Origin of the sequence: uncultured Hymenobacter sp., assembly GCF_964242765.1 — a bacterium.
Classification (GTDB): Bacteria; Bacteroidota; Bacteroidia; order Cytophagales; family Hymenobacteraceae; genus Hymenobacter.
In genome coordinates this window covers 1-12531 of the sequence record NZ_CAXTBM010000104.1, presented here as the reverse complement: position 1 = coordinate 12531, position 12531 = coordinate 1, and the positions used below count along the sequence as shown (strand labels likewise).

Here is a 12531-nt window from a genome sequence, read left to right as displayed (position 1 = left end):
GTTGAAGTTCAGCGTGCCCTCGCCGAGGTAGTAGTTTCGGTTGCCCGAAAGGATTGTTCCCCAGGCCGTGTTCTGCTGCCCAGCCCGCGTAATCGGGTCCAGCCACTCGTTGCGCTGGCTCAGGTTTACGTCGCCGCCCACCCGCAGCCGCACCGAGAGCGAAGGCAGCACGTAGTACTCGCCGTACAAGTTGCCAAACGTGCGGTACGAGTCGCTGACGGCATATTGCCCGTTGATGAGAGCTACGGGGTTGTCAATCGTCATGGCCGGCGACCGGAAGTAGGTGCCGTCTGGGTTGTAAATCGGCACGGTGGGGTCGTAGCTGATGGCTGCATACAGGGCGTTGGCGTTTTCGTTGATGCCTTGGTCGCCCGTCGAATTCAGCTTGTCTTTGATGTAGGACGTGTTCAGCGTCACCCCGAAGGCGTACTTCTGAGTTACCCGATTTTCCAGGTTCAGGCGGGCCGAATAGCGGCGAGTAGCCGAGTTGATAACGACGCCTTGCTGATCGAAGTAGCCAAGAGAGGCGTAGTATTTGGTGTTGCCCGCGCCCCCCGATACCGACAAGTCGTGGGTTTGGGTGGGGGCCGTTTGGTAGAGGGCCTCCTGCCAGTTGGTGTCCACGTAGTTGTCGGGCACGCGCTGGGTGGCGTCGGCCCCGCCGGCATCTACCAGCGCGTTCAGCACATCGTGGTACTGCTGGCCGGTGAGCATCTCGGGATAATGCGCCACCGACTGCCGCCCGTACTGAGCGCTGTAGTTGAGCTGCATGCTGCCCGTATTTCCCCGTTTGGTGGTGATAATCACTACGCCGTTGGAGCCGCGCGAGCCGTAAATGGCCGTCGCCGAAGCGTCTTTTAACACCTCTATACTCTCGATATCCGCTGGGTTGAGGCTGTTGAGCGGGTTGCGCGGGTTCACGTTGCCCACCGACCCCGACCCGTTGCCGGTGATGGGCGCGTCGTTGTTGACCGGCATTCCGTCGATGACGTACAGCGGATCGTTGCCGGCGGTAATCGAGCTAGCTCCCCGGATTTTCACGCTGATGGCACTGCCGGGCTCGCCACTTTTCTGGTACACCTGCACCCCGGCTACTCGGCCTTGCAGGGCTTGCTGCACGTTGACGATGGCGCCCGGAGTCAGGTCTTTCTGCTTTACCGAGGCCACCGAGCCGGTCAGGTCACTCTTCTTAACGGTGCCATATCCCACCACTACCACGTCATTGAGCGCCTTGACGTTCTCGGCCAACGTAACATTAATCTCGGTGCGCTGGCCCACCGTAGCTTCTTGACTAACAAAGCCTACCGAACTAAAGAGCAGTACGCTGGTCGGCCCCGGAACGCTAAGGCTATAGCTGCCATCCGCATTCGAGGCCGTGCCAATCGTGGTGCCCTTGACCAATACCGTGGCGGCCGGAATGGCTTCGTTGTTCGCCGAGCTAATCCGGCCCGATACCGTGAGGGCTTGCCCAAAGCTGGCCCCAGTACTTAGCAGAAACCCGACAACCAGTAACAGGCCCTGCTGAACCAGTCTAAAAAGTAAACGTCTTTTCATGGTAGTTCCGTTAGGGTGGGCAGATTAGAGTTGCTACTGGTTGTTGGCGGGCCTAGGAAACACCTGGTAGGTCTGGGCCAACTGTTGCCAGCGTTGAGCCATGGCCGCGACGCGCTCCGGGTATTGAGTTGCCAGGTTCTTGGTTTCCGAGCGGTTGTGCTGAAGGTCGTACAGTTCCCAGGGGTCGTTGGCATTCAAGCGCACTAGCTTCCAGTCCTGCTCCCGTAGGGCCGCCGCCCCGAAATGTTCCCAGAATAGCTCAGGGTGAAGCCGCTGCGTAGCTACCTTGGCCGAGGTTAGCAGCGGCACAAAACTTTTGCCCGGGCTAGGCGTGATAGCCCGGCCTTGGTAAGTGCTGGGATAAGAAACTCCCGCCAGTTCCAGGCAGGTGCGCATCATGTCCATTACGTGCAGCGGCTCGCCCACCACGCGGCCCGGTTGCTGCACCCCACTAGGCCAATGCACAATCAGCGGAGTGGCAATGCCGCCTTCGTGCTGCTTGGCCTTGTAGTAGCGGAAGGGCGTGTTGATGACGTGGGCCCATGTCTCGCCGATACCCGCATGCACCAACTCTCCCCCTGGCGGTACCTGCTTCTGGGTTGGAAACACCACCGGCCGGCCGTCGCGGGTGCTGCCGGCCCGGTCGAAGCCCGGCCCGTACGCAGCCGGATTTTCCGGGCTGGCCCCGTTGTCCGACATAAACAGGATAACGGTGTTATCGAGTTGCTTGGTGCGCTTGAGTTCGGCAATTAGGTGGCCAATACTCTGGTCCAAACGGTCCACCATGGCCGCGTGCACCGCCATAGCGTGGGCGTCCCACTCGCGGGTGGGGTTGGTAGCCCAGTTTTGTTTCGGAAACATAAACTCGGGCAGCGGCGTGGAGGAGGCCTCAAATAGCTTGAGGTCAAGGAGCCGCTGGTAGCGCTTCTGTCGCAATGCCTGCCACCCCTCTTTGTACATGTTTTCGTACTTCTTGATGTCCTCGGGCAAGGCCTGAACAGGCCAATGCGGAGCAGTATGCGCTACGTACAGGAAGAAGGGCTTATTCGTTTTAGCGAATTGGCCGACAAATGAAACGGCTGAATCTCCGAGGGCATTGGTGTAGTAGAAATCCTTGGGCACCGTTTTTACCGGTTTGCTGCCGTATACCAGGCTGAAGGGGTCGAAGTAATCAACCACGCCCCAGATGGTGCCGTAATATTTATCGAAGCCGCGGGCCGTAGGGTAGCTATTCACATCGGCGAAGTTGCCATAGTCGGCTTGGTGGGCCAGCCATTTCAAGTGCTCCGCCTTGTCTTTGCGTTCCACGGTTTCCGAGATGTGCCATTTGCCGACCATGCCCGTCTGATAGCCACTTGAGCGGAGCGCTTCGGCAATGGTTACGGTGTGGTTGTTGAGGGTGCCCTGGTAGCCGGGCTGGCCTTCGTTGAACGTCATCTTGCCGATACCCGCCTGATGCGGGTACAGCCCCGTGAGCAGCGAAGCCCGGGTGGGGCAACACCGTCCCGTGTTGTAGCACGACGCAAAGCGTACGCCGTCGCGGGCTAGCTTGTCGAGATTCGGGGTATTAATCTCACCTCCGTAACAACCCAGATCCGAGTAGCCCAGGTCATCGGCCAGTATCATGATGATGTTCGGTCGTTTAACTCCTTGCCAAGGAGCAAGGGTAAGCGCGCTCGTACCCACAAGTGCCAGGAGCCCGACAAGCGCTGCTGTAATCCGAAAAGCTGAACGGCGAGTAATTTTCAGGTGCATACTTGGCTAGAAGATTTCAAATTGAAAATTGCAACCACTCTATAACCGCGGCTTTATTCTATTCCCCTAAGTGGAAGTCAAGCAGTGTGCTTCGCAACAACCAACCGCCAGCCCCAAACCAGATTCCACTTAATCGAATCCCGGAATTCACTTCGCTCTGACTACTCAGGAAACAAGAAGTCCCTAAATCTTAAATTAGTAAACTTCTTGCGTGAGCAAGAGTGAGAGTTATAGGCTTTAGGAATGACTGGCAAGAAGGAGCCTCCACAAGCGGAGCAACACCAACCTGAAAATGCCAATATTCAGCAGTCGATATATTTTTGCCTACCTAAGTAAGCAAACGATTATTTTAATCGCAAGTATAACTTACTTGGTCTGAAGGTGGCGAAAAATGGTAATGGCTCTTTTTAAGGACCAAGTGGGCCGGGGCCTCGCGTAGAAAAGCGTGCAGGTGCGGCTGCTGCCGGTGCAGCTCAACGGCCGCCTAGCTAGGCCAACGTAATTCAAATAGCTTGTTTCTTACGATAGTAGCGTTGCGCAAATTCCCATAGAAAACAGTTTAAGGCTAATCTCAGTAGTACAAGAAAGAGTACAAATACAATAGAGCAAGATAGTATTGCTTCTCAACTGCCTCATAAAGTAATAAAAAGTATAAAAATATTAATTAATTGTGCTTTTTATTGCTTTATTTCCAAGTAATCTTTTTCGTTATTAGTTAGTGGCACAAAGCAAGTCGGTTAAGTGCAAACAAGAAAAATACCTACCTGGTGGGTAGCTAGACATTCTTGGCACAATTAACTTTGCTAATCAGCACAGTGTAGACTTCATAACAGCCAGAGCACCATTCAGTCGGTAGTTTTTTTGCATTGTTGTGACAAGATCCCTCCTAAAAGCGCGAGGCCATCAGTGCTCGAGTTAGCAGAGAAGATAGAGTGGTAGAGCGAAACAAGCTGCATTGACAATAGCATTTTATACTATGGCGCAGCGTAGCCGCCCCGCACGGCAGTCCTTATCTTGACTCAGCAATGTAAATACGATAAGATTCGATAAATTTTACTTGCCTCGTTACCTATCATGTAGAGGCCACAGATAGTATCGACGGATCTAGTATCACAACCTCGTCATAAGGTCCGAGAACCCTTTCCTTATGCAACCTTAGAGGCTGACGCCCCTCCTCCATATTACTCTCAGGTCAACTGTTATGCGCGAACACCTTACTCTTTATCTGCTGGGTGGGGGCTCGCTCTGTTGAGCGCCAGCTGCCAGAAGGATTCCGAGGCCGACCCGGCGCTGCTGCACACGCGCTGGAAGCTGGAGCAGATCGGCGATTTTTCTGCTGGGGCTTTCCAGCTATTCCTTTGATTACGATTCCTATATCCAGTTTTCGGCGAATGAGTCGTTGAAGGGAATCACTACGTGCACGGACTTCCGCGGCAAGTTCACCTATGTTCCAGCCAAATACCACCTCCGTTTGGGCACGCTAACGCTGGCAACTCCTACCTGCAACAGTCCTGCGGTGGCGGCCCGCTACTTAGCCGCTCTGCCTACTATCGTGCGCTACGAAGTAGAGGCGATCCTCTGCGTCTCTACGATACGCAGAATAAAGAGCCGCAGCTCGTCTTTAAAGCCTTCCCGTAGAGCAAACCAACCCACGTTGCGGACTGCTACACGGCGATCTGCAACGTGGGTAATTATAGGGAAAAGGCCCTGCTTATAGAGCAAGGCCTTTTCGTGGTATCGAAGACTGATGGCAGAATGGCAGACCGAGGGAATTAATTAAATGGCTACCCCCTGCGAATTCGGGCTAGGGCGGGTAATCGAATCAATTTCCCTACAAGCCCAGGAACTTGGCGGCATTGAAGCGCTTGACGTCGTCTAAGCGGGCATAGCGCTCGATCATGGCGTCGGTCTTCTGCTTGGTCTGGTTCTTGATGGCCTTGTTGGACTGGCCGGCCTCGACGGCAATGGTGACGAAGGACGCACGCAACGAATGGGCCGAGTACTGGGGTCCCAGGTGCTGCTGTACGAGCTTGTTGGCGCTGATGTCGGAGAGGCGAAATGGGGAAGGCTGCGCCACCTGCTTGGGCACGCGCTTCAGCGAGACAAATAGCGGGCCTGTGTTGCGACCGAGCACGTCGAGCCACGCCTGTACCGAGCGCACGGGGCAGTAGCGGTCATCGGGGGCATAGAAGACGGCTTTGTCCTCGACCTCGCCGAACTGGTTGGTTTTGCTCTTGTCGAGGTGGATCATCAGCGCCTGGGACGTGAGCTCGAGGTACTCGACATTCAGCGCCACGAGTTCGGAGCGGCGGAAGGCGCCGGCAAAGCCGAGCAGCAGCAGGGCCCGGTCCCGCAGCCCGGCCGGCGTGGTCAGGTCAAGGCCGTTGATCGCGCGCTTGAGCTCATCGACGCTGAAAGCCGGGGCTTGCTTCTGGCGCTTGCCCAGCACGCGGGTAATGCCCTCGAGCACGACGGCCAGTTGCTTGGAATCGGTGGGCGTCTGGTAGCCGGCCAACTCGTGGGCTTTGGCGATGGCCGAGAGGTGGCGGCGGATGGTGGCCAGCTTGCGAGGCTGGTCGGCTAGGTGCGTTACATATTGAGCCACGGTAGTCACGGCGGCGGGCAGGTGCTCGAGGTCATGGTCGCGGCAGTACTGCTCGAAGGTACGCAGGTCGGCCGCGTAGGCCCGGTGCGTGTTGGCCGCGCCGGCCAGGCCAACCTCGACGTAGCGGGCCACCGCATCGGAGACCGACGATAAACCTGCGGGCAGCAACGTGGTAGAAACCGGAACCAATTCACTCATAGCACGGGAAAGTAGGCGGGGCTATGTACTTCTTATTATAAGGAGTACATAGCCCCCGAGGAAAAAACGAAAAAAGGTCGCTTTTCAAAGGTAGTGATCTTGGTTATGATAATTAATCGTTATCATAACCAAGTCAACGAACCAGCATCATAGTGCGCGCAAGCTCCTTATCGTCTTGTTGCCTAAGCATACCTACTCAATTTGCCTGCTCTTGAGTTACTGTTGCAAGGAGCCTAACGAGAATTGCTTCTCTAGCACGTTAAATACTACTGTTCCTTTCACAACACGGTTTAATAGTTTATTTCATAAACATCACTGGATTTAGCTTATAGTAATTATCTAAGTAGCTGGCTATTAAATAATAATTGACTTGTTTGCGCTAAAACATTCGCCTATTTTGGAGGAAGGAACATTGCAAATCGAGTAACTGGTAGCACGTTTGCTAATACGTTCAACAGGCTAATAAATTATTGAAAATTCAATTTTCGTCCTAGCTTACACCGCCTGCTACAGCAAAATGGGTAGTCCGAAATCAGTCGTCATTGTCGCCGATGCTTGGGGTCCTGTACAAGGTGGAATAAACGCCTTTAACGTTGATTTTACCCTGGCTCTGGGACGTATTCTGAAAAGCCACCGCATTAAAGTTATCTGCGTAGTTAGAGAATCCATTCTTACGCAACCTTCATCTGAAGCGGATAATGTTCAGGTTATCCTTCTTAAAGGAATACAGACTGTTGACCGAATGGACCCATATCTAGCCGAGCACATCAGGGCTAGGCTACAGGACTCAGGTTTAACAGAAAATATTGTTTGGTGGATTGGACACGACATTCGTACAGGTCCAATAACAGCGAGGCTGAAAGAAATATCAGGCAATGGTAAACTAGCTCTCATTAATCACATGAGTTATGGCTCTTACCAAGCTTACAGAGGTGGAGATGCTGTTGTTGCGCACGAAAAAGCGGAAGAACAAAGAATACTCTTTAATCGTACTGATTATGCTTTCGCAGTTGGTCCATTGTTGCATGATAATCTTGATGACTTAATCGAGTCAGGTACTAAAACCTTTCAAATCGTACCTGGATTACCGCACATACAACCTCGGCAGACACTCAGAAAATTCTCTGCTATTACTTATGGCCGACTAAATCCAGCTAATGACCGTTTAAAGCAGGTATTGTTAGGTCTAGATGCATTTGCCGATGCAGTCCGTAAAACCAACGATGAGCACTTAAATAATGCTCTTCAAAACGAGCCTCGTCTTTGTGCTATCGGGCTTTCATTCGAAGACAAGCAAGAGGAAGAAAGACTACAAAAAAGAATTTCTGATAGAGCGGATCGGGTTATTAATTTTTGGCCACTACCCTATCTTGAAGATCGCGAGAAGCTTTTTGACCAGCTACGCACGTGTTCAGTAGCCTTAATGTTATCATGGCACGAAGGGTTTGGGCTAGTGGGCTGGGAGGCAATAGCTGCTGAGGTTCCACTAATTATTTCTGAGAACAGTGGACTTCCGAGGCCAATGGCTTGGCCCCGCCGGCTTTCGGGCACCGCGTCGCCCACAATGGCCAGCACCAGGGAGCCCAGCACCCCCCCAAAGGCGCCCGTCAGCGCTCGTGCCGCCACCAGCCAGTGGTAGGTGGGCGCCAGGGCGCAGGCCACCGTACCCAGGCCAAAGCCTAGGTACAGCGCCAGCAGCGCCGTTTTGCGGTTGAACCGGTCCAAGAAGGCGGCGGCCAGCCCCGTGGCCCCGGCGCTGAAGGTGTAGGCCGAAATCACCAGCCCAAACTGCCGGGGCACGATGCCCAGGGCGGGCATTAGCTGCGGCCCCAGGGGCATCATAATCACAAAGTCGAGGATGTTGGTGAATTGCACGGCCGCCAACAGCGCCAGCAGGAGTTTCTCGTTTTTCATAGCAAAGGGCTCGGCTGAAGCGGCAGCCGTAGATCGGGCAGACAACCGGTTCCGGAAGGTATTGTTGACCAACCGGGCGTGGGGCCGCCGTAACGAGTAGGCATACGCAAACCGCTGCTTGTCGACAATTTTCTATACCGATAGACAAGTGGCTGCTAGCCCCTTTTGCTGTTCCGACCGTTTTGCTAAACTCAGCTATTAGTCGAATTCCACCCATTTAGGCAGGTACTCTTACCACTAGCCAAACTTCTCGTAATTGCCCTCTTGCTGCTCGCGTCGCTCATGCGGTTCAACTGGGCGGCTTTGCAAAAGGACCAGGACGTGCTCGCCACGGTTGTGGAGGTTCGCGGGTTGAGCGCAGCCCCCTTGAAAAGGAGGGAAGCGCTCAACCCGGCAAATCAGCCACGGCAACGCCTTGCAATTTGTCACCCTGGTGGCCATCACGGGCTTGCTTGTTTACGAACATAAACGCCCGGCGAATCAAGCGCCATAATTCCCTGGTTTCACCTTACTGCTAGTCTTCTGCAACAGCCACGCGTAAACATAAATCTATCATTCCCTCCTTGCCGCGGGGTTACAGCAGAAAGCCGTTTTCTACCGGGTAAGGCACCGGTATATTTTCTTCATCCAGCATTTCCCGCAGATCAATCTCTATCGTGCGGGCAATAGAAGAAATAGGCACATCATTATAAGCAGCCTCAAAAGGGTTTTCAGAGTAGTCGCCTATTCTGTCCACCAGAAAATATAACCAGATGATGACCGTGGAAAAAGGAATGGTAAGCCAGTAATGGAGAGAACGCGATTGTTCAAATATGTCAAGCAGTCCAAACGGAATAAGCGCACAAAAAATATACAGGATCCACAGCCCGGTGGAGGCATACTGCCGGGGAAAAGGAAAATTTTTAATGCGCTCCGTCATACCCTGGAGGTCGTACAGACTGCCGATGAGAGTATGGAGCCGCACATGCTTGTAGTCAGATAAGTGCCCGCTGTTAAAAAGGCGTTCGATTTCCAGGCTTTGGTTTTTTAAAATCTGGCTGGGAATGTTCGTGTACTTTTGGAGCTGGATAAATTCCTCTGCCGATAGATAGGGCGATACTTCCGGCTCCATCCCCTCTTGGCACTCCTGCCTGAAATTCGGGGTAAAATGCAGCTTTTCAATCGCCTCATTGTGTTCCCACGTTCTTACTTTTCGCATCGTGTGCTTGAGGGCAAGCAGCCAGGCCAAGTGGCGATGGATGGTTGTTTTCTTCCATTCATCGCTTATCCCTGGCCCCGGCATGGTCAGGATGGCTGTAGCGAAGGTTCGGCTTTCATTGATAATTTTACCCCATATTTTTCTCGCCTCCCAGGTCCGGTCGTATGAACTGTTGTTTTTAAAGCTCAGGAAAAAGGCCACCGCAATGCCAACGACAGAAACGGGCTGCCAGGGCAAGGCAAAAGGAATATGCGTGGTTTCATACACCACAATAATCGCTGCGGAATACAGCAACCCATAAAGCAACGATCTTCGCGACCACCGGATCGTCATCCAAAGACTATAATAGCGTTTTACATACATCCTGTTTTCAATTTTGGTTAAAGGCCGATGGCGGCAACAACCGCATTTTCACCAGAAGCAACGCCGTCGACCACTCCGTATTGAAAGCTGGTACGAGAGATTCATGAACAACAAGTATACAGTCGATTGCCGGATTTCTGTGCGGGCTAGTACATGGAAGCGAATAGTAGTGAGGTGGTCTAGCTTATTAGTCACTATGATTTGCAAGCCATCATAGCCATTGCGCTTCACCTCTTCCAACTTCATCTTGCGGCCGTTGAGCAACGTCACAAACCCTTCTTCATCTACTTCCTTGCCAAACTCTTCGTCATAATCGAAGCCATTAAAGGTGGAGAGCAGCACCTGGAAAGTATCTTCTCCGTCTGCATCACAGTAGAAGTGCTGTGCCCGTCGGGTTTGCACTTGCTCCGCTGTATAGGTGTCGCAGAACAGCGCGTTATACCCATGCGTACAGCCATCAAAGAGCAGGATTTCTTCCCTCGTCGTCACATCGACTGCCCAGACGGCGGCAGGAGCAAAGTCCGTCGCCACGACTAAGGTGCGATGCTCAGCATGCCGCTGGCCATAGTACCGGATCTGAAACGTGGTTCCCCCAGAAGAGCTTCGCAGCTGCCTTTTCCATTCATGAGTTGCTACAGCAGCTCTATCCAGGAGGGAAATGGTTAATCCCTCCAAAAAGGTGGGACCAAGTAGAGCAGGAGGAGCTAACATCAAGATGCGAGTTGAGAAGGCGAGCTACAGCAAGGAGAAAACTTACCAGAGTACCACAGCGAATGATTGGAAACTGTAGGAGCGAAACTGCCACTTTTCCGAGGTCAGTCCGAGAAGCAACTTTATGTTAAATACGATTCCAAGAGTCCAGAGGGCCTGCTACTAAAAGCCTCTTCTCGCTTTTGTCTAATCAAACAGTAGTATTAAAAAGCAAGCTTCTCTCCTTCTTTCTTCTAGGATGTAGCGTATAGCCGCCAGCCAGACCAAGCTCCCGGCCTTACTTTAGCCTTGCTCTTTATATTCTTCTGCTTATGCCTCTTGCCACCTGGTTGCCGGCTGATCCCTCCGCTCGTTTCGACCTGCTACAAACGGTGCTAGACGTCTCGCTCACCGGCATCAACGTGCTACGCCCGGTCTACAACGCTACTCAAGAGATCGTCGATTTCGCGATTGAGTACCTCAGCCCCGCTGGCCAGCGCATAACGGGCCTTTCGGAGCAGCCGGGGGGGACGCTGCTCACCCGCTTTCCGAGTGCCATTGCCGCCGGTATTTTCCACTACTACCGACGCGTGTACGAAGAGGGGGCTACCGACCGGCATGAAGTCAACTACCAAGCGGATGGGCTCAACAACTACTTCCGCATGCTCGCCCAGCGCAGCGGCGAGTTGCTGGTGGTCAGCTTCACCGATACCAGCGACCAAGACCGGAGTGCCGTAGAACAAGCCCTGCGCGAAAGCCAGGCCGCCGAGCAGGCAACTCGCGCCGAAACGGGAGCCCAACGCCGCCGCTTTTACGAGGTGCTGATGGCCCTGCCGGCCCAGGTGGCGACCTACCACGGGCCCGACCACGTCTACCAGTTCGTGAATGCGGCCTATCGCCGCTACTTCCCCACGCAGGCCCTGCCCGGCCGCTCCCTGCGCGAGGTGCTGCCCGAAGCCCAACAACAAGGCGTGCTGACCGTCATGGACCGCGTCTACCAGACCGGCGAGCCCCAGTACCTACCGGAGTTGGAGGTGTGGCTGGACTTTACTGGCAACGGTCAGGACCGCCGGCAACTCTTTCTAAACCTGTATTTTCACCCCTTGCGCAACGCGCAGGGGGAGGTGGATGGCCTAGTAGACTTCTCCTACGACGTGACCAACTCCGTACTGGCTCGCCGGCAAGTCGAGCAGCTCAACCAGGAATTGGAAACCCACGTGCAGGCGCGCACATACGAGGCAGAAGCGGCTCGCGCCGAGGCGGAGCGCCAGCGCCAGCAGTGGTACGACCTCTTCATGCGCGCCCCGGCCAGTATCTGCATCTTCGACGGGCCGCAGTGGGTGTACGAGTTCGTGAACCCCGGCTACCAAGCCATGTTTCCCGGCCGCCAGCTGCTGGGTAAACGCCTGGTCGATGCCTTGCCCGAGGTAGCCGACCAGCCCCTAATGGCTATTCTGCACCGCGTGTACGACACAGGCGAACCCTTTCAGGAAAGTGAGATGCTGGTGCCACTTGCCCGTACCGAGGGCGGACCCATTGAAGATATTTATCTCGACCTCAGCTACCTAGCTCGCTACAACGAGGCCGGGCAGATTGATGGCTTCGTGACGTACGCCTACGACGTGACCGAGCAGGTACTGGCCCGACGCGAGCGCGAAAACCAGCGCCAGCGCCTACAACGGCTCTTCCTAGCGGCCCCCGCTGCCATTTGCATCCTCAGTGGCCCGGAACTGGTCTACGAGTTTCTCAATCCTACCTATCAACAGTTTTTCCCCGCCCGCGTGTTGCTGGGTAAACCCTTGCGCGAAGCTCTACCGGAGTTAGCCGACCATGCCGCCTACTACACGATGCGGCACGTCTTCGACTCGGGCGAAACCGTCTGGCAACAGGCCCTGCATACCCCCCTAGCGCGCACCGAGGACGGGGTACTGGAAGACCGCTACTTCAACTACATCCAGCAGCCACGCTACGATGAGCAGGGCCGCATTGATGGCGTGCTCGTCTTCGGCTTCGAGGTAACGGAGTTGGTGGAGACGCGCCAGCAAGTGGAGCGTCTCAACCAGAAACTGGCCGCCATCAATAAGGAACTGACGGCCACGAACCAGGAATTGAGCAACAGCAACGCGCAGCTCACGCGCACCAACGTGGACCTGGACACGTTCGTCTACACGGCCTCGCACGACCTAAAAGCGCCCATCGCCAACATCGAAAGCATTGCCCTGGCCCTGCGCACCGCGCTGCCGCCCGCCGTGCA

7 protein-coding genes and 1 pseudogene are annotated in these 12531 nt (G+C 54.4%); 2 read left to right on the top strand and 6 right to left on the bottom strand.

Features of this window, described 5'->3' with window-relative positions; translation table 11 throughout:
* The 3 genes from ACFE7X_RS23915 to ACFE7X_RS23905 form a co-directional block, all read right to left on the bottom strand.
* The coding region (locus tag ACFE7X_RS23915) for a SusC/RagA family TonB-linked outer membrane protein (protein ID WP_375438199.1) at positions 1-1554 on the bottom strand (1554 nt) is incomplete at its 3' end.
* Positions 1555-1587: 33 nt separating this feature from the next.
* Entirely contained in the window at positions 1588-3180 is a 1593-nt protein-coding gene (locus ACFE7X_RS23910) for an arylsulfatase (protein WP_375438198.1), read from the bottom strand.
* 1960 nt (positions 3181-5140) lie between these two features.
* Positions 5141-6112 carry a tyrosine-type recombinase/integrase gene (locus tag ACFE7X_RS23905; protein ID WP_375438197.1) on the bottom strand — a complete coding sequence of 324 codons (972 nt, stop codon included), beginning with the start codon at positions 6110-6112 and terminating at the stop codon, positions 5141-5143.
* 517 nt (positions 6113-6629) lie between these two features.
* Here ACFE7X_RS23905 and ACFE7X_RS23900 point away from each other — a divergent pair.
* A pseudogene (locus tag ACFE7X_RS23900) lies at positions 6630-7577 on the top strand (hypothetical protein); the annotation flags it as partial.
* On the opposite strand, the gene ACFE7X_RS23895 reads toward ACFE7X_RS23900, so the two are convergent.
* The 3 genes from ACFE7X_RS23895 to ACFE7X_RS23885 all read right to left on the bottom strand — a co-directional run bounded on the left by ACFE7X_RS23895 (position 7478) and on the right by ACFE7X_RS23885 (position 10298).
* Entirely contained in the window at positions 7478-8026 is a 549-nt protein-coding gene (locus ACFE7X_RS23895; RefSeq protein ID WP_375438196.1) for an MFS transporter, read from the bottom strand. The pseudogene ACFE7X_RS23900 and the gene ACFE7X_RS23895 overlap by 100 nt on opposite strands.
* Positions 8027-8600: 574 nt before the next feature.
* Positions 8601-9557 (bottom strand): bestrophin family protein, encoded by a 957-nt coding sequence (locus ACFE7X_RS23890; protein WP_375438195.1) that lies wholly within the window; start codon positions 9555-9557, stop codon positions 8601-8603.
* Between the two features lie 78 nt (positions 9558-9635).
* A complete protein-coding gene (locus tag ACFE7X_RS23885) occupies positions 9636-10298 on the bottom strand; it encodes a hypothetical protein (protein ID WP_375438194.1) in 663 nt (220 codons plus the stop codon).
* A 311-nt stretch (positions 10299-10609) separates the two neighbouring features.
* On the opposite strand from ACFE7X_RS23885, the gene ACFE7X_RS23880 reads away from it, so the two are divergent.
* The coding region (locus ACFE7X_RS23880) for a PAS domain-containing protein (protein WP_375438193.1) at positions 10610-12531 on the top strand (1922 nt) is incomplete at its 3' end.